Annotated in this window: 19 protein-coding genes; 4 read left to right on the top strand and 15 right to left on the bottom strand. The window is 67.9% G+C overall.

Features of this window, described 5'->3' with window-relative positions; all coding sequences use genetic code 11:
• Positions 1 to 183: 183 nt before the first annotated feature.
• From FHR84_RS09040 to eccCa, 8 genes are all read right to left on the bottom strand, one after another.
• The gene (locus tag FHR84_RS09040) at positions 184 to 351 is read right to left on the bottom strand and encodes a hypothetical protein (protein WP_179535046.1); all 168 of its coding nucleotides are present in this window, start codon (positions 349 to 351) and stop codon (positions 184 to 186) included.
• A gap of 54 nt (positions 352 to 405) precedes the next feature.
• Positions 406 to 1737 (bottom strand): phosphoglucosamine mutase, encoded by a 1332-nt coding sequence (gene glmM / locus FHR84_RS09045; protein ID WP_179535047.1) that lies wholly within the window; start codon positions 1735 to 1737, stop codon positions 406 to 408.
• Positions 1738 to 1923: 186 nt separating this feature from the next.
• Entirely contained in the window at positions 1924 to 2451 is a 528-nt protein-coding gene (rpsI, locus tag FHR84_RS09050; RefSeq protein WP_017976766.1) for a 30S ribosomal protein S9, read from the bottom strand.
• A complete protein-coding gene (rplM, locus tag FHR84_RS09055) occupies positions 2448 to 2894 on the bottom strand; it encodes a 50S ribosomal protein L13 (RefSeq protein WP_179535048.1) in 447 nt (148 codons plus the stop codon). The genes rpsI and rplM overlap by 4 nt, the downstream gene beginning before the upstream one ends.
• Positions 2895 to 3543: 649 nt before the next feature.
• Positions 3544 to 3834 (bottom strand): WXG100 family type VII secretion target, encoded by a 291-nt coding sequence (locus FHR84_RS09060; RefSeq protein ID WP_179535049.1) that lies wholly within the window; start codon positions 3832 to 3834, stop codon positions 3544 to 3546.
• Between the two features lie 73 nt (positions 3835 to 3907).
• A complete protein-coding gene (locus FHR84_RS09065) occupies positions 3908 to 4222 on the bottom strand; it encodes a WXG100 family type VII secretion target (protein WP_179535050.1) in 315 nt (104 codons plus the stop codon).
• Positions 4223 to 4405: 183 nt separating this feature from the next.
• Positions 4406 to 6337 carry a type VII secretion-associated protein gene (locus FHR84_RS09070; RefSeq protein ID WP_179535051.1) on the bottom strand — a complete coding sequence of 644 codons (1932 nt, stop codon included), beginning with the start codon at positions 6335 to 6337 and terminating at the stop codon, positions 4406 to 4408.
• Positions 6338 to 6533: 196 nt separating this feature from the next.
• Positions 6534 to 10574, bottom strand: a complete 4041-nt coding sequence (gene eccCa, locus FHR84_RS09075; RefSeq protein ID WP_179535052.1) for a type VII secretion protein EccCa — start codon at positions 10572 to 10574, stop codon at positions 6534 to 6536.
• A 325-nt stretch (positions 10575 to 10899) separates the two neighbouring features.
• Between eccCa and eccD the strand changes: the two genes are divergently transcribed.
• Together eccD and mycP are read left to right on the top strand one after the other, a co-directional pair.
• Positions 10900 to 12312 (top strand): type VII secretion integral membrane protein EccD, encoded by a 1413-nt coding sequence (eccD, locus tag FHR84_RS09080; RefSeq protein ID WP_179535053.1) that lies wholly within the window; start codon positions 10900 to 10902, stop codon positions 12310 to 12312.
• Positions 12313 to 12477: 165 nt separating this feature from the next.
• Positions 12478 to 13893, top strand: a complete 1416-nt coding sequence (gene mycP / locus FHR84_RS09085) for a type VII secretion-associated serine protease mycosin (RefSeq protein WP_179535054.1) — start codon at positions 12478 to 12480, stop codon at positions 13891 to 13893.
• Positions 13894 to 14102: 209 nt separating this feature from the next.
• Here the strand turns inward: mycP and eccB are convergent, their stop codons facing one another.
• A complete protein-coding gene (gene eccB, locus FHR84_RS09090; protein ID WP_179535055.1) occupies positions 14103 to 15698 on the bottom strand; it encodes a type VII secretion protein EccB in 1596 nt (531 codons plus the stop codon).
• A gap of 313 nt (positions 15699 to 16011) precedes the next feature.
• On the opposite strand from eccB, the gene eccE reads away from it, so the two are divergent.
• Together eccE and FHR84_RS09100 are read left to right on the top strand one after the other, a co-directional pair.
• Positions 16012 to 17193 carry a type VII secretion protein EccE gene (gene eccE, locus FHR84_RS09095; RefSeq protein ID WP_026152741.1) on the top strand — a complete coding sequence of 394 codons (1182 nt, stop codon included), beginning with the start codon at positions 16012 to 16014 and terminating at the stop codon, positions 17191 to 17193.
• Entirely contained in the window at positions 17190 to 17924 is a 735-nt protein-coding gene (locus FHR84_RS09100) for a hypothetical protein (protein WP_179535056.1), read from the top strand. The genes eccE and FHR84_RS09100 overlap by 4 nt, the downstream gene beginning before the upstream one ends.
• A 54-nt stretch (positions 17925 to 17978) precedes the next feature.
• Here the strand turns inward: FHR84_RS09100 and FHR84_RS09105 are convergent, their stop codons facing one another.
• The 6 genes from FHR84_RS09105 to rpsK all read right to left on the bottom strand — a co-directional run bounded on the left by FHR84_RS09105 (position 17979) and on the right by rpsK (position 22746).
• The gene (locus tag FHR84_RS09105; RefSeq protein WP_179535057.1) at positions 17979 to 18854 is read right to left on the bottom strand and encodes an endonuclease domain-containing protein; all 876 of its coding nucleotides are present in this window, start codon (positions 18852 to 18854) and stop codon (positions 17979 to 17981) included.
• 111 nt (positions 18855 to 18965) lie between these two features.
• Positions 18966 to 19844 (bottom strand): tRNA pseudouridine synthase A, encoded by an 879-nt coding sequence (locus FHR84_RS09110; RefSeq protein WP_179535058.1) that lies wholly within the window; start codon positions 19842 to 19844, stop codon positions 18966 to 18968.
• Positions 19845 to 19861: 17 nt separating this feature from the next.
• Positions 19862 to 20392 (bottom strand): 50S ribosomal protein L17, encoded by a 531-nt coding sequence (gene rplQ, locus FHR84_RS09115; RefSeq protein WP_179535059.1) that lies wholly within the window; start codon positions 20390 to 20392, stop codon positions 19862 to 19864.
• Between the two features lie 46 nt (positions 20393 to 20438).
• Positions 20439 to 21560: a DNA-directed RNA polymerase subunit alpha gene (locus FHR84_RS09120; protein WP_142078188.1), complete on the bottom strand. Its 1122-nt coding sequence runs from the start codon at positions 21558 to 21560 to the stop codon at positions 20439 to 20441.
• A gap of 152 nt (positions 21561 to 21712) precedes the next feature.
• Complete coding sequence (rpsD, locus tag FHR84_RS09125) at positions 21713 to 22318, bottom strand: 30S ribosomal protein S4 (RefSeq protein ID WP_017976781.1); 606 nt, start codon at positions 22316 to 22318, stop codon at positions 21713 to 21715.
• 23 nt (positions 22319 to 22341) lie between these two features.
• Positions 22342 to 22746, bottom strand: coding sequence for a 30S ribosomal protein S11 (rpsK, locus tag FHR84_RS09130; protein ID WP_017976782.1), 405 nt, complete (start codon positions 22744 to 22746; stop codon positions 22342 to 22344).
• Between the last annotated feature and the right edge of the window lie 2 nt (positions 22747 to 22748).

Consider the following 22748-nt stretch of genomic DNA (forward strand, 5'->3'; position numbering starts at 1 on the left):
GGTTTTCTGTTCGCCTCTGACGAGGCGCTCACTTGGCGGGGCTCCCACGGGCTCTCGTCCCGGTTGGCACGTCCTCGGGCAGCCACTCGGGAGCGTCCTCGCGAGAGCACGACGCGGGAGAACCCACGACGCCAACCACGCCGAAGCACCACATCAATCGTCAACACGACAGAAGAGCATCAGTCAAGACTTCGCACGACGCGGCCAGTGCTCAAGCACCCAGGTTCCGCCGTCCTGCGCCAAGGTCGCCGCCTTGGCACCGGCGATGGCGAGAGCGGCCATGACCACGAGACCTACTACCAGCCCGACCGCGAACAATGCGATCAGCATGGTGAAAACGATGGCACCCATGTGTGAAGGGTCTCACACGTTGGGCCACTAAGCGAGAGCTAGCTCACATGTTCATCAGATCGAGCCAACGACTTCGGCCAATTGCTCGGCCGTGGTCCGCGCGCGGTCAGCCGTCGGCGCCTCCACCATCACCCGCACGAGCTGCTCGGTGCCCGAAGGGCGCAACAACACCCGCCCGTGCTCCCCCAGCTCGGCCTCCGCGTTCGCCACGGCCTCCGCGACCGCGGGAGCGTGCACAGCGGTCGTCTTGTCCGTCACCGACACGTTGACCAGGCTCTGCGGCAACCGGGTCATGGTCGCGGCGAGCTCGGCCAGGGAACTGCCCGTGCCGACCATGCGGTCCATCAGGCGCAGCGCCGTGAGCAAGCCGTCCCCCGTGGTCGCGTGCCCGGGGAGCACGATGTGACCGGACTGCTCCCCTCCGAGAGCGAATCCGCCCGCGCGCAGCTCCTCGAGCACGTAACGATCCCCGACCGCCGTGGTGCGCAGCTTGAGCCCGTTCTCACGCATGGACAGGTGCAGCCCGAGATTGCTCATCACCGTGGCCACGACGGTGTCCTCGGCCAGTTCGCCCGCGTCACGCATGGCCAGCGCCAACACGGCCAGTATCCGGTCACCGTCGACCAGCGAACCGGACGCGTCCACCGCCATGCACCGGTCGGCGTCCCCGTCGTGCGCGATTCCCAGGTCGGCGGCGTGCTCGACCACCGCCTCCTGCAACCGCTCGGGGCGGGTGGAACCGACCCCGTCGTTGATGTTCACCCCGTCCGGCTCGGCGTGCAACGCGACGACGTCCGCCCCGGCCCTGCGATAGGCCTCCGGAGCCGCGTTCGAGGCCGCGCCGTGCGCGCAGTCCACCACCACGCGCAGCCCCGCCAGGGAGCGCGGGGTCGCGCTCAGCAGGTGATCGACGTAACGATCCAGCGCGTCGGGCAGTTCGCGGATCCTGCCCACGTGCTCGCCCGTCGGCCGGTCCCGCGTCTCGTCCAGGCGCGCGGCGATCTCGTCCTCGATGGCGTCGGGGAGCTTGTGCCCACCGGCCGCGAACAACTTGATGCCGTTGTCCGGCATCGGATTGTGCGAAGCCGAGATCATGACGCCGAGATCGGCCCCGGTGTCGGCGACCAGCTGCGCCACGGCCGGAGTCGGCAGCACACCGACCCGCCGCACATCCGCCCCCGCCGAGGCGAGCCCCGCCGTCACGGCCGCGTCGAGCATCTCACCGCTCGCCCGGGGATCCCGCCCCACCAGCGCGACGCGCCGTCGGGAGTCGTCCCGCTCGTAAAGAACCCGCGCGGCGGTGCTCGCCAGCGACATCGCCAGCTCGGGGCCGAGATCGGCATTGGCGAGACCACGCACACCGTCGGTGCCGAACAGACGGGACAACCGTTTCCTCCTGCTGAATCACGGCGCGCCCACGCGGCCGGTTACCTCCGGACCAAATACTGCGGGAGCAGCCTCTCGCCCGACGGGCGGAAACTGCTCCCACAGAGTTCCTCGTCTTCCGGGGAGCCGCAACACGGTGCGACCGGCCGGAAGGACGGGCCCGCAACCACGGCGGGCCCGGAAAGGTCACCGCTTGCTGTACTGCGGGGACTTCCTGGCCTTCTTGAGGCTGTACTTCTTACGTTCCTTGGCCCTGGGATCGCGGGTGAGCATGCCCGCCTTCTTCAGCGTGGGGCGGTCGTCCGGCTGGTAGGCAACCAGGGCGCGGGCGATAGCCATACGCAGCGCACCGGCCTGACCGGAAGGCCCGCCGCCGGTGAGGTTGGCGAAGACGTCGAAGCCCTCCGTGCGCTCCAACAGCTCCAGCGGCTCACGGGCGATGTTCTGGTGCACCCGGTTCGGCATGTACTCGTCCATCGACTTGCCGTTGAGGACGAACCGACCGGTGCCGGGAACCAGCCGAACCCGCACGATCGCCGTCTTGCGCCGCCCGACGGTCTGGATCGGCCTGCCGGACGGAATCGGTGCCATCTCCTGAGGGAAGGCCTCAGGGGCCGGCTCGTCCGCCGGGACCTCTGAATCGAGGACCTCGGGAGCCGGGGCTTCGTCGGTCTCTGGAGTGCTCACGTGCTCTTCCTCGTATCCCTCGGTCACTTCTTGGCCCTCGTTTCGATCTCGAAGGGCTGCGGCTGCTGCGAGTGGTGCGGGTGGTCCGGCCCGGCGTACACCCTGAGCTTCTTGCCCATCGCGCGGCCGAGCTTGCCCTTGGGCAGCATGCCCTTGATCGTCCTCTCCAGCAGACGCTCGGGCTTGTTGTCGAGCATCTCGCCGAAGGAGTGTTTCTTCAGGCCGCCGGGATAACCACTGTGCCGGTAGACGAAGGCTTGATCGCGCTTCTTCCCGGTGAGGGCGACCTTGTCGGCATTGACGATGACGACGAAGTCGCCGGTGTCCATGTGCGGAGCGTAGGTCGGCTTGTGCTTGCCACGCAGCAGCGTGGCGGCCTGGGTGGCCAGCCGGCCGAGCACCACGTTCTCGGCGTCGATCACATGCCAGGCGTGGGTCACCTCGCCGGCCTTCGGGCTGTACGTGCGCACGGGTCTACCTCGTCGTCGTTCGCGTTGGAATCTCGGTGCGGCAGTCGTGTCCCGTCGCCCATTACGTCGGGGCGGATCGCGATCCGATTCCCCCCGTGGGAACCAAGCACATCCCACGAGCGACCGAGACCGCGACCTCCGGCGGGTCACCCCCGGGGCATACCGCGTCAGTCGGTCATCGAATCATCTCGCGGTCGTGCACACCCACCGCACAACAACGGATGAGAGTACTCGGTGGCTGACGAACGGGTCAAAACGGGTCCCCTCAAAGCCCCACGAGAGACTCTCGCTGCCGACGGTACCGCTTGGACCTGCCTTCAGCACCGGACTCATGGTATCGGACGGTGTCACCGGACGAGACGTGCCCCCTGGATCCCGTTGCGGTCCAGGGGGCACGCGAGGCTCCGGGGAGCTCACAGAGCTCTCCCGGCCGAGTTGTCGGTGGTCGGGGCCTTTCCCTCGGCGCGGCAGCGCCGAAACGACGCTTGCCGGACCGAGTGACCGCGGGCTCTCCCGTGGTTCTCCCGCGAGGACGGCCCCGAGGTCGTGCAGGACGCTACCCGATGCCGGGGCACCCCCGGCGAGGGCCCGCGAGGGGTTCCGCCACGGAACCACCCACGAGAACCCGAACGGAAAGCATCAGCGTCAGTCAGCCGCCGAACTTCGCGGCGTTGGCCCGCTCCCCGGCCTGGTAGGAATCGTTGGCCGCGTTGACGGCCATCCCCATCTTGGCCGCGATCTCGCGCATGTTCTGCGCGGACTCGTTCCACTTGCGCTGGGCCTCGAAGTACTGCTCCTTGGCCTCACCGTCCCAGGTCTCGATCAGCGGCTTGAGCATCTGCTCCAGCTCGTCCAACTCGGACTGGATCTTGGTCGCGGCCTGGTTCAAACTCTCCGCGCCCGCGCTGAGCTGGCCAAAGTCAACCTTGATTTCAGGCATGGTCGCACCTTCTCCTCTACGTGATTAACCCGACGGATGAGAAACCTCTGACGAGGTGGAAGAGGAGCACCGCTCAGCCGTTGAGCATGCCCTCGATCTTGGAGACCTCGGCGGCCTGCTCCTCGTCGCGCTGGGCGTAGTCCTGCCCGGAGGTCTTGATGTTGTCGCTGATTTCCTGCAGCTGCGTGGTGATGGTGCTCGCGTTCTCGCGGAACTGGTCCATCAGCTTCTGGAAGGTCCGGCTCGCGTTGCCGTGCCAGGAGGCGATAACCGGGTCGATCTCGCTCTGCAGCTTGTTCACGGCCTGGTCGACGTTGTTGCGGACCTCCTCGACCTGAGCCGCGGACTTCTGCATCAGCTCCGCGTCGGTCCCGAATCCACCGCCCATGTGGGTAACCCCCTTCAATCCGTGGTCAAAAGATCGATCGAACTTCCGACGCAAACATTGCCAGACGCGGTTCCACCGTGTCCCGGTTTTCGTCCGATCACGTTGCTCATGTAAACGCCTCGGCACCGCTCGGGGCGCGGAACCGCGCGTTCCCACCCACCGGCGTCCGGTGTGAACGGTGCCTCACCGCACGGTTACGGTGCGCACGACCTGTGCGCAGGCACTCCGAACACGTTCCCCGCGCGACGGTCCGTACTGGCACCCGACGCTGATCCGGGTGCTCCCGCGATGCAACAGGTACCAGTCCACGACGGACCCACCGACGCGTTCCTCGTAGTGAACGACCCGTTCCCCCGCGAATTCGCCGTCCGGTTCGAAGCCGGACAACTCGTCACCCCCGGCGACACGCTCGTCGAAGCTCCTCCGCAGTTCACGCACCGAGCGCCTGCGGTTCGCCTCGACATCGTAGTCCAGCTCGCCCGCGCGAACCGAAACCAGCCTGCCCGGGTCCGGGCCGGCTCCCGGCGGCCGGAGGCGCGTCTCCCACAGCTCGGGAGCTCCCCCGCCCTGGTGCCACTCCTCCGGGTACTCGAACTCGTACCCGTAGCGCGCCACTCTGCCGCTCGGTGCCTCGCTCTCCCGGTCCGTGGACGAGCGCTCCGCACCGCCCCCGAAGGCGCCGCTCCCGAAGCGGGGGAGGAACACCCAGCCCAGGGTGACCGTGACCCCGAGCAGCAGCACCAGCGCGGAACCGCCGATCCACCGGGCGAGCCTCCCGCGTCGTCCGGCACCGGTTCCGACGGACACTCTCGTGGTCGGGTCGTTCGCCCCGGCGAGGCTCGCCCTCCCCTCGCCGGGAGCGCTCCAGGTACCCGGAAGGGTCCGGGAGGCTGGGGGCGTCGGACCCGCTCGGTGCGGCCCGAAGCCCGCGTGCACCGCACGAGCCGCGGATCCGTGCGCTCGCCCGCCGTGCGCCGGTGGCGCGGGACCGCTCCGCGGCCCCTTCGGCTCTCCGCCCGGGGTCCGCGACGCCCTGGTCCGCCCGTGACCGGGGTCCGCGCGTACCGCGCGCAGCGCGCCCCGGGCGACCACGGTCTCCGGTTGGTCCAAAGTGGTCGGTACTGTCCCGGTCCGCTCGTGGATCAACCGCGCCACCATCGGCACCCTGCTCGAACCGCCGACGAGGAAGACCCCGGCCCGTTCGCCCTCGGTCACCCCGCCTTCCCGGAGCACCTCCCGCACCAGCTCGGCGACATCGCCGAGGGAGTCGACGATCAGCGACTCCAGGTCCGAGCGGGTGACATGAGCGTCGGAGAACGGCGGAGGCAACGGCACATCGGTGTAGCTGTGCCTGGACAGCGTTTCCTTCGCTCCACGAACGTCCTGACGCAGCACCCTCCTGCGCCGACGATCGGCCATGTCCCGCCCCTCGACGAGCTGCCGCCAGGCCTCCGGGTCGGACGACTCCACGACGCCGCCGATGTGCTCGAGCAGCGCCTGGTCGATGTCCGCCCCGCCGAAGTCCGGTTCGCCACGGGTCGCCAGCACCCGGAAGGCGTCCCCGGACCTGCGTACCAGGCTGGCGTCCACCGTCCCCCCGCCGAGGTCGAGCACGGCCAGCGCCGCTCCGTCGGGCAGTCCGTAGCCGGCGGAGTGGAACACCGCGGCCCCGACGGGTTCGGGAACCAGCACGACCTCGGACGCCATACCACCAGCGGCCCTGCGCAGCCGGTCGGTCCGCACAGCGCCCCAGTCCGCGGGATGGGTCAGCACCAGCAGGTCCACCCCGGCACCGCCCGCGTAGCGACGTGCCTCGTCCACGACCCGGGTCAGCACGGCTCGAACGGCATCACCGACGGTGAGGACGGTTTCACCGAGCAGCAGCTCGCCCTCGTCGATCCGCCGTTTCGGGTGCGGCTCGAAGCGGGCCGGATCCACAGCGGCCTGCCGTTCCGCCTCCTGCCCCACGAACAGCGTGCCGTCCTCCGCGGCGAACACGGCGGAGGAGACCAGCGGTTGCCCGTCGATGACCACGACATGCGGTTCGCCTCCGCCGAGGGAGGCGACGGTGCAGGTGCTCGAGGTGCCGAAGTCCACAGCGACGTGCAGGGTCACGCGCAACTCCTTCTACCGTCGCCCGTCCGGTGCCGACAGCACCGCCACGTACCGAAGTGCCCACCCGCACGGCACTCTACAGAGATCGTCGGTTCGGGTTGACGGGCCGAGTCGTGTGCTCCGGCGCCCCGGTGGGAACGGCCAGCGGGGCCCGCCGGGTGCGCGGTCACCCGGCGGGCCCGGACCGGAAGCTCCTTCAGTCCGGCTCGATGTAGGCGGTCTGAATGAGCTGCGGGCCGCCCTTGAGACTGCGGCTGACCAGGGTGCCCCTGCCGGGAGGGAGCTGGCGGGACTTGATGTTGCCCACGAGCTGCCCGTCGTCCTTGTTCGCGCTCATCGCCAGCCCGGGCGCCGAGGCCTCCCGCATCTTGCCCAGGACCGGCTCGAACAGCGCCCTGCTCGCACCACCGGAGTTGCGGGCGAGAACCACGTGCAACCCGACATCACTGGCCTGGGGGACGAACTCGGCCAGCTGCTGCATGGGGTTGTTGCCCTGCGGAGCGACCAGGTCGTAGTCGTCGGCGACCACGAACAGCTCCGGACCCGACCACCAGGAGCGGTTCTTCAGCTGCTCCTGGGTGACGTCCGGACCGGGCAGACGCTTCTTCAACGCGTTGCACACGTCGTTGACGTTGCTGCGCAGCTGGTCGGCCGAGACCGCGTACTCGAGCAGGTGCCCCGAGTCGAGGAAGCCGAGCATGGTGCGCCGGTAGTCCACCAGCAGGATCAGCGCCTCCTGCGGGGTGTAGCGGGTGGCGATACCGCGCACGATGGTGCGCAACAGCGCCGTCTTGCCCGCTTCCCGCTCCGCGAACGCGTAGAAGTGCGGTTCCGCGTCGAAGTCGAGGTAGACCGGGTGCAGGCCGTCCTCGTTGATGCCGATCGGAACCAGCCGCGACTTGGGCTGCTGTTCCGGGGCGGGCAGCTGGTCGTAGGCGAGCAGGTCGGGCAGCAACCGGACCTTGGGGGCCGGTTTGCCCTGCCAGGAGCTGCGCACCCTGTTGACCAGGTCGGCCACGCCGTCGGAGAGGTCCTCGTTGTAGGCCTGCCAGCCGACGCGGTCCCCGAGGTTCTCACTGTCCACCCGGGGCACCGCCGTCAGGAAGTGCAGCTTGCTCGGGTGCAGCCCGCGACCGGGCCTGCCCGAGGGCACGTTGACGGCGACCTTCCGGTCCACCTCGGACTCGCTCGGGTCGCCGAGCCGGAGCTCGAAGCGGGTCCCGATCAGGTCCTTGAGCGCGGGGCGGATCTCGGCCCACCTGTTGGCGGAGACGAACACGTGCACCCCGAACGTCAGGCCCTGCGAGGCCAGGTCCAGCACCTCTTGTTCCAGGTTCTCGAAGTCGTTCCGGAAGGCGCCCCAACCGTCGATCACCAGGAAGACGTCCCCGTGGGCGTCGTCGGTGATCTTGCCCTGGCGCTTGCGGTTGCGGAAGTCGGCCATCGAGTCGATACCGAGCTGCTGGAAGCGCACCTCGCGCTCGGAGACCAGCTGCTTGAGCTCGGCGACGGTCCGCCGCACCACGTCCTGGTCCCGGCGGCCGCCGAAGCCACCGACGTGCGGCAGGTTCTGCAACGCGGCCATCGAACCGCCACCCAGGTCGATGCAGTAGAACTGCGCCTCCTGCGGGGTGTGCGTGAGCGCCATCGAGGCGATCAACGTGCGCAGCAGGTTGGACTTGCCCGACTGCGGACCGCCCACGACGGCACCGTGCCCGTTGGCGCCTCCGAGGTCGACGATCATGTGGTCCTGGCGCTGCTGGTAGGGCATGTCGATGATGCCGACCGGAACCTGCAGCTTGCCGTTGCCCGCGTTGCCAACGGGGGTGTAGCCACGCTCCTCCGTGGCCGACAGCGGAGGAAGCACGCTGTCCAGTGTGGGCGGCGCGTCCAGGGGCGGCAGCCACACCTGGTGCGCGGGCGGGCCCTGCCCCTGCATCTTGTTGATCACCAGCTGGAAGTCGGTGTCCGGGAGCCCGTCACCGTCGTTGTCGACGCCGGCCTCGCCCTCCGGCTCCGGTTCCGGTTCCACCGGCTGCTCCGGCTCGGCCGGAGGTTCGATGTAGTCCGGCACGAAGAACCGCGGACGCTTCTCACCGGTGACCGGGGAAGCCGCCACCGTGCGGCGCCTGCCACCTCCCTGGTGCATGTGCCCCGAGACGTAGGCGGCACGGAACCGGTCCATGCCACCCGGATGCTTCAGATAACCGTGCCCACCGGTGGCGGGCAGGTCGCCCGCGTCGGGAACACCGATGGCGGCCCTGGACTCCGAGGCGTTGAAGGTCTTCAGACCGATCCGGTAGGAAAGGTGCGACTCCAGACCGCGCAGCTTGCCCTCCTCCAGGCGCTGCGAGGCGAGCAGCAGGTGCACCTGCAGCGAACGACCGAGCCGGCCGATCATGTTGAACAGCTCGGAGAACTCAGGCTTGGTCGTCAACAGCTCGGAGAACTCGTCGATCACCACGAACAGGGCGGGCATGGGAGCCAGGTCGGATCCGGCCTGCCGAGCCTCCTCGTAGTCCCAGACGTTTTTCACCTTCGCCTTGTTCAGCTCCTCCTGCCGCCGGTTCATCTCCCCGGCGAGAGCGTCCTGCATGCGGTCGACCTGGGTCAGGTCGTCGGCGAGGTTGGTGATGGTGGCCGAGACGTGCGGAGCCGCCTCGAAACCGTTGAACGTGGCACCGCCCTTGAAGTCGACCAGCACGAAGTTCAGCGCGGTCGACGAGTGGGTGGCCATCAGTCCGAGCACGATCGTGCGGAGGAACTCCGACTTGCCGGAACCCGTCGCCCCGATGCACAGCCCGTGGGGGCCCATGCCGCCCGAAGCGGTCTCCTTGATGTCCAGGGAAACCACCTGTCCGTCCTCACCCGGACCTATGGCCACCTTGTAGCGCTCGGGAATCGGGCGCGGACGCCAGGCCTCGTTGAGGTCGAAGGACATCGGGTCCCCGCTCAGCCCCAGCTGCTCGATGTAGTTCAGCGGGGTGGTGAGCGGTTCCTGCCCACCGCTCTCCGTCTCCGTCTGGGTGCGGGCGACCATGCGGTACGGCGAGAGCTGCCGCGCCAGCGCTGTCGCCTCCTCCTTGCTCATCGAGTCGGGAACGCCGAACCACTCGACGTTGTTGCCGCTGCGCGCACCGACCCTGTCCTGCTCCACGACCATGCGCATACCGCGCTTGGTCGTGACAGCACCGAGCACATCGGACAGGTCTATGAGGGTCACACCGGTCATCCCGCCCTCCAGCATGATCTGCTCCTCGCGGCTGATCTCCGCGTCGTCGAGCACGATCACGATGTGCGGGCCGTCCGGCGGCGCGTTGTTCCTGTTGAACCGCGGCCTGCCCTCGAGCTGGTCGGCGAGCATGCCCTCGACGGCCCGCAGGGAACCGGCCATCAACCGCTGCTGACCTATCCCGTCGGTCAGATCCGGGTGCTGCGAGTGCGGCAACCACTTGATCCAGTCCCACTCCGCGCGGGAGCGGCCACCGCTGGCCACGGCGATGACCACGTCGTCGGGAGTGTGGAAAGTGGCCAGCTGGGCGATCAACGCGCGCGTCAGCCCGCGGGCCAGCTCCCTGTCCCCCTGCAGGCCGATGGCGGCGAAACCACGTAAGGAGGTCGCGACGGGCAGCTCCGAGACCAGCGAGTGGGCCCGGACGAAACGACGCAGCGCGAGCGTGGTGATCGGCTCCAACTCGTCGACGGGACCTGTCTGCGGCGGAACCAGCCGCGTCTCCAACCTCTGCGAACCCAGTCCCACGCGGATCTGGCAGAAATCACCGTCCCCGGTGCGGCGCTCCCACATCCGACGACTCGTCGCGATGGACCACAGCGTGGACGGATCGGGATGCACCCAGGTGCGGGCCAGCCGCTGCTCGTCCGCGGCCTGCCTGGCCCTCTCCCTCATCTGGCCGAGGTACCGCAGGTAGTCCTTGCGGTCCTCGTTCATCTCCGCCTTGCTCTGGCCGCCTCCCTGATTGCCACCGGCCATCATGCCCACCGTGGAAACCAGCATCATCATCGGCATCATCATCATCATCGGGTTGCTTTTGGCCCGCTGAAGCATGAAGACCATCATTCCGAGAGATGCCACGATCATGATGGCCGGAAGGAGTTTCTGCACGATGTTTCCCGGAACCGCCCTCGGAATCTCCGGCGGCGGTTCGAGATGCACCTCTCCGCCCGGCGGCTTGGGAGCGGCCATGCGTGGCGGTCGCTTGAACTGCAGCGTGCTCACCGGACGCGGCACCCTTCCATGTTGTCGGCGATCTGACGTCAACTGCGCAAGCAGCATTCTGTAACCGGCCGTGTTTCCAGCCCCGCCGGGGTGGAGGTTCGCGGCACAGCCGCAGGACAGCCACACACGGGGAACCGTGCCGGACCCGAGTGGACGAGTTCGACCAAACCCACCCCGCGAAGCGGCCGTTGCAGCCATACTAGAAGGGTCGCGCGGCAGGATGGGGCGATTTCGCGGAAATCGACCCCGGTTGGTTGGATCGGACCGAACGCGCACAAACACGTATCGACCGAACGGAACGAAAACGAGGGAGTAGGGGGCCCAAGTGGCGACCGGGACCACGGTGTTCAGCCGCGTGACGGTGGTGGCGCCGAAGACTCGCATCGACCTCGCGCTACCCGCTGACGTCTCGGTGGCGGACCTGCTACCGATGCTGCTGGACATGGCTCACGAAGCCACTCCGGACGGCGGGGCGCGACACGGCGGCTGGTGTCTGGCCAAGTTGGGAGACGCGCCGCTGGACACCAGTCAGACCCTGGCCGCGCTCGGCATCGTCGACGGCGACATGCTGCAGCTGCGGCGCAAATCGGACGATCCGCCACCACCGTTGTACGACGACGTCGTCGACGCACTGGCCGAGGCCGAGCCCGGGAGCTACCGCCCCTGGACGAAGGAGACCGCGGCCAGAACCGGCCACGCCGCCGGGGCGATCGCCATGATCGCCTCCGCCGTGGCCCTCGGAATGGCGGCGATCCCGGAGGGGGTCATCTTCCACGTCATCGCCGCGGTCACGGGGCTGGCCGTGGCCGTCTTCGCCACCGGCATCGGTGCCATAGTCACCAGGGCCTACGGGGCGGCGACGACCGGAACCGTCATCGCGGCGGCAGGCGGGCTGCCGATGGCGTTCGTGGCGGGACTGAACATCGTGCCCGGTGGGGAGGTACGCCCCAAACTACTGCTCGCCAGCGCACTGGTGCTCATATTCTCGGCAGTGTCGATCATGGTGATCGGCGCGGGGATCATCACCTTCATCGCCGTGGCGACGCTGGCGTTCTTCGCCGTCATCGGGTTCGTGGTCGCCACCCTGGTGCCGGTCGCGACGCTGCCCGGGGTAGCGGCCGGGGCCTCCGCGGTCGGACTCGCGGGGATCTCCCTGCTCCCCCGCATAACCATCCAGCTCGCCAAGCTCCCGCTGCCGCACGTCCCGGGCAGCTCCGAGGACCTCAAGGAGGACGGCGGCTTCCCCGACTACTACGAGATCCAACGCCAGTCCGGGCTCGCGCACAAGTACATGACCGGGCTGATCGTCGGTTGTGGAGCCACCGCCGCTCTCGGCGGAGTGTTCGCCGCGGCGGCCCCCAACGTCTGGGGCGGGCTGCTCGCGATCGTCGTGGCCGCCGTGCTGATGCTGCGGGGCCGCAACTACGCGAACGGGAGCCAGGCGATCGCGCTGCTGCTCAACGGGCTGCTCGCGGCGGTCGGTGTGACCATCGGGTTGCTGCTGCCGACCACGACCACCTCCGAGCAGAAGCTGACCTGGGTCTTCTGGCCGCTGCTGCTGCTCGGCGTGGCCGCGCTCGTGTTCGGCGTCGTCTTCCCGAACAGGCGTTTCTCCCCGGTGCAGCGCCGCAGCGTGGACATACTCGAAGCGGTGCTGATCGCACTCGTGCTGCCCCTCGCACTGGGGGTCATGGACGTGTACATGGCGATCCGCGACCTCAACATCAGCCTCTTCTGACGTGGTCGTTCGAACAGCCGTGTTCCCGTTCGAACGGTTTCCCGACACCGGCGGCAGCACGTTCTTCGCTCGGATCCGTGGGCACGTACGGGGGCGTGCCCACGGCGAGTGGGCCGATCGACCCGTCGCCGTAAGCTTTCGACCACCCCCCGGAGGGGACAAGTGATGCGCTCAACGACATTCGCGCGTCGTGACGGCCTGCGGCGCACACTGGCGATGTCGGCCGCACTCGGCACGTTCCTGCTGTGCGGCGCGGTACCGCCGGCCGCGGCCCAGGACGCGGGCAGCACCGAGACGGGCGACCAGCCCTTCGCACCGCCACCGCTGAACCCGGAGATGACAGCCAGGAGCGGGCTGCAGGTCGACGGAAGCTTCCAGCAGCAACAGGCCTGCATGCAGGCCGGCGAATCCGGGGCCACGATCGAGGAACAGCCCTGGAGCCAGCGACTGCTGGGCTTCCAACGCGCCCACGAACAGGGGCTGCTGGGAACGGGCCAGACGGTCGCGGTGATCGACACGGGAGTGAACGAGCACCCGCGCCTCAAGCCCGGGCTGGAACCGGGCGGTTCGAAGCTCGAGGGCGGGGCGCTGAAGGACTGCGACGGTCACGGCACGATCGTCGCCGGGATCATCTCCGCCGAACGCTCCGACGAGACCGGATTCGTCGGAATCGCCCCGGAAAGCACCGTCCTGTCCCTGAGGCAGTCCTCCGCGCTGTACAAGAAGCAGGACGACGGAAACACCCCCGGAACCACCGAGACGATGGCTCGGGCCATCAACCACGCGGTGGACAACGGCGCCAGCGTGATAAACATCTCGCAGTCCTCCTGCCAGTCGCTGGCCCGGGCGAGCAACCCGGCCGACAGGGGCAATCAGAAACTGCACAACGCGGTGAGGTACGCCTACGAGCGGGACGTGGTCGTCGTGGCCGCCGCGGGCAACACGGGCGGACAGTGCCAGAAGAACGCCCCCGGCAGTCCCAGCACGGCCGTGCTGCCGGCGTGGTTCGACAAGTACGTGCTGACCGTGGCCTCGGTGAACGAACACGGCGCTCCGTCCGAGTTCACCGTCCCCGGCCCGTGGGTGGACGTGTCCGCACCCGGTGAGGACCTGGTCTCGCTCGATCCGGGCGCCGGCGCCAGCGGGCTGGTGAACCGGGTGTCGCACGGCTCGGACAGCGAGCCGCAGCCGATCCAGGGAACGAGCTTCGCCGCACCGTACGTGTCCGGCCTGGCGGCGCTGGTCAAGGAAAAGGACCCGAGCCTGACCGCGGAACAGGTCATGCGGCGCATCACCGAAACGGCTCAACGCACCGGAAGCGACAACGACATCGTCGGACACGGGTTGATCAACCCGATGGCCGCCATCAACAACGTCATCCCGGCCGAGCACAACGCCGCCGCCCCGCCGACGCAGCAGCGGCACCTTCAGGCCCACGTCTTCCCCGAACGCAACTGGGCCGCCATCGCGGTGGCGCTGGGAGGAGCCGTCGGCGGTCTCGCGACGGTCCTGTTCACGGCCTTCCTCGTCAACGCGGTGCGCAGGGTGCGCGCCCGCAACGCCGGAACCACCTCGGAGTGAGGGCTCCGGCGGAACTCCGCTTTTCCGCGGGTGGTCGCGTCGGGCGCGACCACCCGCCGGCACCGGGGAACGGGTTCACCCCCGAGCACTGACCCGCGCGGCGCCGGTCGAGTGCTCACGCGGCACCGTCCCGGGGGGACCCGCTGTCGCTCACCCCGGCGGCGTGGACGTGCGGGCCCCGCGCGAGTGGCGCGGGACCCGCACCTCACTCAGCTTCCCGCGGAGACCGAATCCCCCGCCGCGGACTCCGAGTCGTCCTCCGGAGGCCGGTTCACCCCCGCCTCGGAATCCATCGGAATGGAGTCGTAGACGAGACTGGCCTGCGCAGGATCCAGGAAGTCCCCGGAAGGCAGGGAACCGAGCACCGAAGCGGGAGCGGACTTGATGTCGCCGGAGCCGTTTATGACGCCGAGCCCCTTCGCCGTGGCGACGTCCTTGATCCCGTACGTCACCCCGCGGTCGGAGACCAGGTAGATCGGCCCGCCCTCGGAGGTGTCCGGGCCCGTCGTCCCGCGCACCACGGCCGCCTTGCCCGGAGGCATGTAGAAGTAGTCCACCCTCGGCCCCTCGCCGTCGTACTGGGCCAGTTTGACCGGCGCCTTCGGCGCGGGAGATCCCGAACCGACGGTCACGGTGACCTGCTGCTCACCGGAGCGGTCGTTCCAGCTCAGGCAGGAGCTCTCCGCATCGGAGAACGGAACCGGCTCCGGCACCCCCTTCGGGAAGTGCCGAACACCGAGCTCGTCGCCCTCGGCCGCGTCGTCCACCTCGGTCAGCATCCCCGTGGCGTTGGGGATGTCCTCCGAGGAGTACCGGGCCGCGTGCAGCACAGCGGCAGCACCGCGCGTGATCCGCTGCTTACCGCTGTCGAGCAGCACGAAGTACTCGTGCTCGTGCTCGTTCTGTCCGGGGACGCTCCGGGAAACCACGTCACCGAGCTGGTACGTCCCGCTCCGGTAGTCCGGGCTCCCCTCCGGAAGCTCCGGCACCTCCAGGGAATCGACCTCGGGGATCGCATTGAGCATGTTCGTGCTGATCGCCCTCGGCTCCACACCGTTCAGGCCGAACATCTCCATCACGGCCGGGCCCGCGTCGGTGACGTTCGCCCTGACCACGCGAGTCCCCGAGCTGTTCCGCGAGTCGTCGCGGTAAACCAGGTAGCGCTGCTCCGAACTGTCGTCCTCCACGTACAGCGCCTGGTCGACACCGAGCTCCTCCCCCCGATCGGCGACACCGCCCACGACAGTGGTCTCCACAGTGGCCGCGGCCTGCATCTTCGAAGGACTCAGCGCCTTGTTCAGCTCGGCCACGTCACAGATGGCCCAGGCCGGGGAGACGGTCTCGTCCGGAGAGGGGAGGAGGTTCGGTGCGTTGGGAATTCCCGTTTTCGGACCACGGGGCAACTCGGCCAACGCGGCCTCCTTGACCTTCGTCGGCTCGATCGACTGTCCTTGACCACCTCCATTGGCCATGACCAGCAACTTGGCCGAAGCCATGTTCAGCATCGGAATCAACCGCTTGTCGGTCCGGTCATCCGAAGTGACGACGTAAACGCTGCCGCTCCCCTTCGCGATGACCACCGAACCCGGTTTGGGAACGGTTCCCTGACCACTGAACAGTCCCCAGACCAGGAAGCCGATCATTCCGATACAGGCGAGGATCGCGCCCGCGATCGTCGCTCGTTTGTGCGAGCCCAACGGATCGTGCAACATCACCGCGTCCTTGCGGGCGAGCGCGGACTCCATGCGGCGTATGACGAACTTGTAAGCCTGGACTTGCGATTTCGTCGTGGGTGTTGATGCCATTCTTCGCCTAAAGCTCTCCCGTCCGAGGTACCGTTCAGCAGGGTAGCCGGGAAAGGGTGCCGCGTGGGTACGGTTCGACCGACTCAGCGCAGTATTCTCTTCGATCGGTTACCGGTACCTACACTCGCCCGCACCCACAGTGGGCAGACGCATCTACCTGCGAGGGGGAGAGACCCAACGGATGTCCGTGACCACACAGCATCCGGCCCAGCCGAAAGCGTCAGGATCATCAGGCGCCGGGCCCACGAAGACACCGCGGGCACGAGTCCGGGCACGGCGACGCACCAGCGGAGCAAGCCTCGGCGCGCTACCCGTGTCGAACCTAGTTGTCATGGAAATCGGCCTGGCGGCCGGTCTCGTCATCATCGCCGTCAACCAGACGCTGTGGCCGGTCGCTGCCGGAGTCGCCGGATTCATGCTGATTCTCGCGCTGCTGCGCAGGCGCGGCCGCTGGTTCACCCAGTTGTTCGGGCTGGTGCTCGACTACAACTTCCGCAACCACACCAGCGCCGTGCAACCCGTCACCCCCGGCCTGACCGAAGGTGGCGACGAGAACGGCGACGGAGTGATCGGTCCCGAGGAGAACCACCGCGTATCCCTGCTGCGCCTGGTCGTTCCCGACCTGGTCGTCGCGCACGGTCAGGACCACGACCGCAATCACGTGGGAATGGCGTTCAACGACGGGAAATGGACCGCCGTGCTCATGGTGGAGCCGACACCGTCGCTGGTGAACGAGATCGGCAAGGACCCGAACCTGCCGCTGGGAACGTTGACACCGTGTCTGGAGGACCGCGGTGTGGTTCTCGACGCGATACAGGTGATCTGGCACTGCTACCCGGGAAGTGCGGCGCTGCCTTCGAACTCACCGGCGCTGAACTCCTATCTGGAGGTCCTCGGACCGCTTCCCGCGGCCGCGCGCCGCACCACCTGGGTGGCGGTCCGCCTCGACCCGAAGCGCTGCGCCAAGGCGGTCGGTGAGCGCGGTGGCGGCATCGTCGGCGCCCACCGCGCGCTCATCGGGGCGCTGTCCCGTGTGCGCAGCGCGCTGGAGCAGGAGTCCGTGCCGACCCGGCCGCTGGATCCGGACGAGTTGCTGCAGGCGGGGATCGCCTCGGCCGAACTTCAATCGGTGCTCGGCTCCCAGCGTTCCGTCGGTCTCAAGGAGCGCTGGGACGGTGTCACCGCGGGCGGAGTCGGGCACTCCAGCTACGCGATAACCGGCTGGCCTTCCCAGATGAGCCACAGCCTCAACGCCCTGACCGGGGTCCGGGCGCTCTCCTCCACCGTCTCGATCTCCATCTCCCCCACCGGCGAGGAGGACGAGGTCGGCATGCGTGGTCTCGTCCGCGTGAGCGCCCGCACCCCGGCCGAACTCGACGCGGCCGACGAGAGGCTGCGAACGATAAGCAACAGACTCGGAGTGACCTTGACCCCGCTGCGTGGAGTACAGCTGGCAGGCTTCACCGCTACTCTCCCGTTCGGGGGTGCGGTATGAGCCGTAGCAGGACCATCGACACACCGGACGATCTGCGCGACGCGGTACCGGAGTTCCTCGTACCTCCCGAGACCCTCGACACGGTGAGCCCTTCCGGGGACCGCGGCGGGATGATCATCGGTTCCGGCCCCCAGGGTGAACCGATATCCACCTCGATCCTGCGGCCACAGCCGACTCGCATGGTCACGGTGGGCGGGCTGTACCTGGCCCGTCAGATCGCGCTGCGCGCGATGGCGACGGGTGCCTGGGTGATCGTGGCGACCGGTCGTCCCGAACCCTGGAAGATCCTGGAGCAGGCCGCGGGGGAAACCCCCGACGGGCAGCCGGTCCCGCTCGTGCAGATCAGGCGTCTGACACCGTTCGACCTCCCCCGCTCCAGCGAGGACGCCCCGCTGCTCGTCATCCACGACGGCGGCGCGGTCCCGCAGGAGCTCTTCCCCCCGCGGTCGGCCTGGCAGACCACCATGTACGTGCTGCCCTACCTGCACCCGCAGGTGGGGAACGGTACCGCGGCGAACACGGCCGATCTCGTGCTGCTGCAGCGCCTTCCCGCCAACCAGGCACAGCTGGCCGGACGGATCTGGCACCTGCATCCGCCGCAGATCCAGCAGTTGACCACGCTCAAGGACGACGGGGTCATCGCGCTCGGCAACATGGTCTGGAATCCCATCCAGCTGGTCACGAACAAACGCGAGCAGGAGATCCTCGGGCCCATACGCCGCGGGGACTGACCCCACTCCCTACAGTTTTGCCTAAAATTGGGACTTTTCCACAGGGACCCAATTTTAGGCAAAACTGGGTGACCGCTCGTGGAGCTTCGTACGCACCCGCTGAACCAGCTCCCGGGGGCGGCGCGTCAGCTCCTCAGCGGTGACCACCATCACGTACCACCCGTTCGCCCGCAGCGCGGCCAGTCTGCGCTGGTCCCGGTGGAACTGCCCCGGCTCCCCGTGCCACGCCCCGTCGTACTCGACGGCGAGCCTGGCCTCCTCGAACCCCAGATCCACTCGCACGGTCCGCCCGTCCGCGTCGACGACCTTCAGTTGCGGGGTCGGACGTATCCCGGCGAGCACGAGGAACACGCGCAGCACCGACTCGGGAACGGACTCCGCACGAGCGTCCAGCAACCGCACGGCCCTCCTCGCCCGTACGACGCCGTCGTCGCTGCGCCCTTCCAAGTACGCGGCCAACGCGCTCGGGGTGAGCTCTCCGGCCCGGAGCACCGCGTCGCAGCAGGCAACACCGGTAGCCACGGAGTTCCGCGCGAGCATGTCGAAGCAGGCGCGCTCGATGCGGGCCACGTGGACTCCCGCCCACTCGACCTTCTCGAACTCGTAACACCGGACGTTCCAGCTCCGGATGCCGTGGGCGCGCTTGCAACCGCTCACGATCACTTCCACCGGATCGCTCGCACGTGCCAGGGGAACCCCGTACAACGTGGCCGCGGAACGGCCGGTTATGACAGCCCGTGCGGGTAGTCGCAGCGCAGCGGCCGAACACCGCAGAAGATGCGTGGGAGGAGTCGTCGACGTCCTGTAAACACCGTGCAGGACCCGCCGGTAGTGCGTGGCCTTGAGGTCGGAGTCGGTCAGTCCGCTCCGCAGCGCCTGCACGCGGGTGAACAAACCACTGAACTCGGGTTCGGCGATCTTCCGTTGCATGAGACCAACATGCTTCGGACGAAGCTACCGGGGCACTACCCGACCGACGATTCTGCGGAAGAACGACGTGGCTGTGGACAACTTCCAATTATAGGCAAAATTGGAAACAGTTCAGAGGGAGCGGCGCACCCGCGTCGTCCGCGCGCGCTCCGCGAGCTCCTCGTCCGGCGGGTACTCCACCTCGGCCAGCGTCAAACCGTGCGCCGGCGCCACGGCACTGGTGCGCGTCTCGGCACGAAGCAGCTCGCCCGGCCACTCCTGAGCGCGCCTGCCGTCACCGGCCATCAGCACCGAACCGACCAGACTCCGCACCATCGAATGGCAGAAGGCGTCGGCGCTGACTCGCGCTTCCAAGGAATACCGCCCGACACGCTCCCACTCGAAGGACTGCAGTTGTCGGATCGTGGTGGCGCCCTCGCGCTTCTTGCAGAAAGCCGCGAAATCGTGCAGGCCGAGCAGCTCGGACGACGCCCTGTTCAAACGGTCCACGTCCAAGGGCCTGTTCCAGGCGAGCGTGTCCCGTCTGCGCAACGGATCGACGCCCCACGGGGCGTCGGAAACCCGGTAGAGATAACGCCGCCGCACAGCGGCGAAACGCGCGTCGAACCCCTCCGCCGCCACACGGGCCCGCAACACCCGCACGTCCGGGGGAAGAATGCGGTTCCAGCGCCCGCACAACCGCTCCAGATCCGGAACGCCGTGCTCGTCGAGCGACAGCCTTCCGGCCTCCTCCGGGGCCAACGGGACCACGTCGACGTGCACCACCTGGTGATCGGCGTGCACCCCGGAATCGGTGCGCCCCGCGACCACCACGGAACCGACGACCTCCCGCCCGGGGGGTTGTTTGCTCAGAGCGTCCTCGAACAGCCCCTGCACGGTGCGCAAACCGGGCTGACGAGCCCACCCCGAGAAGTCCGCCCCGTCGTAGCACAGATCGATGCGAATACGAACGAACCCGCCCTTCCCGGAGGAATTGGCGGGTTCGTCCACAACGCGTTCGGAAGAGATCAGGACTCGTCCTTTTTCTCGTCCTTGTCTTCCGGGGTCTCCTCCGCCGTCTCCTCGGACGCCTCGGCGGCCTCGGAGGACTCGGCGGGGGCCTGCTGCCCCGCGTCCGCCGCGGACTGCTGGTCCTTGGCGAACTTGGTGCCGCGGGCCGCTTCCGCCTCGGAAGTGGCCGTCTTCTCGTTGACCAGCTCGATAACCGCCATCGGGGCGTTGTCACCCTTGCGCGGCATCGTCTTGACAACCCTGGTGTAGCCACCGGGGCGGTCCGAGAAGAACGGACCGATCTCGGCGAAGAGCTTGTGCACGACGTCCTTGTCCCGGATCGTCTTCAGCACCTCGCGGCGATTGTGCAGGTCACCCTTGGTGGCCTTGGTGATGAGTCGCTCGGCGAGCGGTTGGACCCGCTTCGCCTTCGCCTCGGTCGTGGTGATCCGCCCGTGCTCGAAAAGCGCGGTGGCCAGGTTCGCCAGGATCAGCCGCTGATGCGACGGCGACCCGCCGAGACGCGGACCCTTCGTTGGGCTGGGCATCGGTTGCTCCTCTCAAGGTGCGGCCGGAAACCAGTCCGCGAAGCGGTTAGAGCTGTTCCGTCTCCGCGTAGTCCTGACCGTCGTCGTCATAGCCGTTTTCGAAGCCGCTGTCGTATCCACTGTCGAGACCGGTGTCGAAACCGCCCGTGGACATCTCCTGCGGCATACTCGTCTCTTCGGACCAGCCCTCGGAGGGATACTCGGCGGCAGCGGCCGACGGGTCGAATCCGGGCGGGCTGTCCTTCAGGGTCAGCCCCAGGCCGACCAGCTTCATCTTGACCTCGTCGATGGACTTCGCACCGAAGTTACGAATGTCCAACAGGTCGGCCTCGCTGCGCGAGACCAGCTCCCCGACGGTGTGGATCCCCTCGCGCTTGAGGCAGTTGTAGGAACGCACCGTCAGATCGAGGTCCTCGATCGGCATGGAGTAGGCGGCGATGGTGTCCGCCTCCGCCGGCGAAGGACCGATCTCGATGCCCTCGGCGTCGACGTTGAGCTCCCGTGCCAGCCCGAACAGCTCGACCAGGGTACGCCCGGCCGAAGCGACCGCGTCACGTGCGGTCATCGAGGGCTTGGTCTCGACGTCGAGCACGAGTCGGTTGAAGTCCGTACGCTGTTCGACACGAGTCGCCGTCACGTCGAAAGAGACGTTCCGCACCGGCGAGTAGATCGAGTCCACGGGAATCCGGCCGATCTCGGCACCGGACTCCTTGTTCTGCGCCGCGGGCACGTAACCGCGGCCCCGCTCGACCACGAGCTCGATCTCCAGCTTGCCCTTCGAGTTGAGGGTGGCGATGTGGAGATCGGGATTGTGTACGGTCACACCGGCGGGCGGAACGATGTCGGCGGCGGTGACGTCACCGGGGCCCTGCTTGCGCAGGTACATGGTGACCGGTTCGTCGTCTTCGGAACTGACCACGAGTTCTTTGATATTCAGGATGACGTCGGTAACGTCCTCCTTGACCCCCGGAATCGTGGTGAATTCGTGGAGCACACCGTCGATACGCAGGCTGGTCACGGCCGCACCCGGAATCGAGGACAGCAGGGCACGGCGGAGCGAATTGCCGAGGGTGTAACCGAAGCCGGGCTCCAGCGGCTCGAAGGTGAACCGGGAGCGCGTCTCCGAAATAGGCTCCTCGGACAGTGAGGGTCGCTGGGAGATGAGCACTGTCGTTTTTCCTTTCCACACGGCGCCCGCCATTTTACGCCGAAGGGATGGCGTGCCCGCTGCGAACAGTGGGCGAGGCGGGGACGCCTTCGCGCCCCCACCCGTACCGGGCTACGGAGCAGCCATCGACACGGTAGCCGCTCCGCCCGGTATCACTTCGAGTAGAGCTCGACGATGAGCTGCTCGGTGACCGGCGTATCGATCTGCGCCCGCTCGGGCAGCTGGTGCACGAGAATACGCAGCGAGGACGGCACCACCTGCAACCACGCCGGGCAGGGCCGCTCGCCCAGGGTCTCCTTGGCGATGATGAACGGCGTCGTGTTCAACGACTTCGACTTGACGTCGATGATGTCGAACTTCGAGACCTGGTAGCTCGGAATGTCGACCTTCCTGCCGTTGACCAGGAAGTGACCGTGGTTGACCAACTGGCGGGCCTGCCTGCGGGTACGTGCGATCCCCGAGCGGTAGACCACGTTGTCCAGCCGGCCTTCCAGCAGCTGCAGCAGGTTGTCACCGGTCTTGCCGGGCCTGCGGTTGGCCTCCTCGTAGTAGGAGCGGAACTGCCGCTCCAGCACTCCGTAGGTGAAGCGGGCCTTCTGCTTCTCCTGCAGCTGCAGCAGGTACTCGGTCTCCTTGATGCGACCACGGCCGTGCTGCCCCGGCGGGTACGGACGACGCTCGAACGACTGGTCGCCGCCGATGAGGTCAACCTTCAACCGGCGGGACTTGCGGGTCGCGGGACCGGTGTAACGCGCCATTGGTGTCTACTCCTTTCCCGCTGTCAGACCCGGCGCCGCTTCGGCGGGCGGCAGCCGTTGTGCGGCTGGGGGGTCACGTCCTGGATGGTGCCCACTTCGAGGCCTGCCGCCTGTAGTGAGCGGATCGCCGTCTCACGTCCGGACCCCGGTCCCTTGACGAAGACGTCGACCTTCTTCATGCCGTGTTCGGCGGCCTTGCGAGCAGCGTTCTCCGCGGCCATCTGAGCCGCGAAGGGCGTGGACTTCTTGGAGCCCTTGAAGCCGACGTGCCCGGCGGAAGCCCAGCTGATCACCGAACCGACGGTGTCGGTGATCGAGACGATCGTGTTGTTGAAAGTGCTCTTGATGTGCGCTTGTCCGTGCGCTACATTCTTTTTCTCTTTACGCCGGACCTTCTTGACGGCGCCGGCGCGCCCCTTCGGTGGCATCG

Source organism: Actinopolyspora biskrensis (assembly GCF_013408175.1).
GTDB classification, from domain to species: domain Bacteria; phylum Actinomycetota; class Actinomycetes; order Mycobacteriales; family Pseudonocardiaceae; genus Actinopolyspora; species Actinopolyspora biskrensis.

Excerpts from the sequence above, each read along its gene's own strand:
- FHR84_RS09040 (WP_179535046.1), bottom strand. The coding sequence starts at position 351 with ATGGGTGCCATCGTTTTCACCATGCTGATCGCATTGTTCGCGGTCGGG.
- FHR84_RS09060 (WP_179535049.1), bottom strand. The coding sequence starts at position 3,834 with ATGCCTGAAATCAAGGTTGACTTTGGCCAGCTCAGCGCGGGCGCGGAG.
- FHR84_RS09065 (WP_179535050.1), bottom strand. The coding sequence starts at position 4,222 with ATGGGCGGTGGATTCGGGACCGACGCGGAGCTGATGCAGAAGTCCGCG.
- mycP (WP_179535054.1), top strand. The coding sequence starts at position 12,478 with ATGCGCTCAACGACATTCGCGCGTCGTGACGGCCTGCGGCGCACACTG.
- eccB (WP_179535055.1), bottom strand. The coding sequence starts at position 15,698 with ATGGCATCAACACCCACGACGAAATCGCAAGTCCAGGCTTACAAGTTC.
- FHR84_RS09100 (WP_179535056.1), top strand. The coding sequence starts at position 17,190 with ATGAGCCGTAGCAGGACCATCGACACACCGGACGATCTGCGCGACGCG.
- FHR84_RS09105 (WP_179535057.1), bottom strand. The coding sequence starts at position 18,854 with ATGCAACGGAAGATCGCCGAACCCGAGTTCAGTGGTTTGTTCACCCGC.
- rplQ (WP_179535059.1), bottom strand. The coding sequence starts at position 20,392 with ATGCCCAGCCCAACGAAGGGTCCGCGTCTCGGCGGGTCGCCGTCGCAT.
- rpsD (WP_017976781.1), bottom strand. The coding sequence starts at position 22,318 with ATGGCGCGTTACACCGGTCCCGCGACCCGCAAGTCCCGCCGGTTGAAG.
- rpsK (WP_017976782.1), bottom strand. The coding sequence starts at position 22,746 with ATGCCACCGAAGGGGCGCGCCGGCGCCGTCAAGAAGGTCCGGCGTAAA.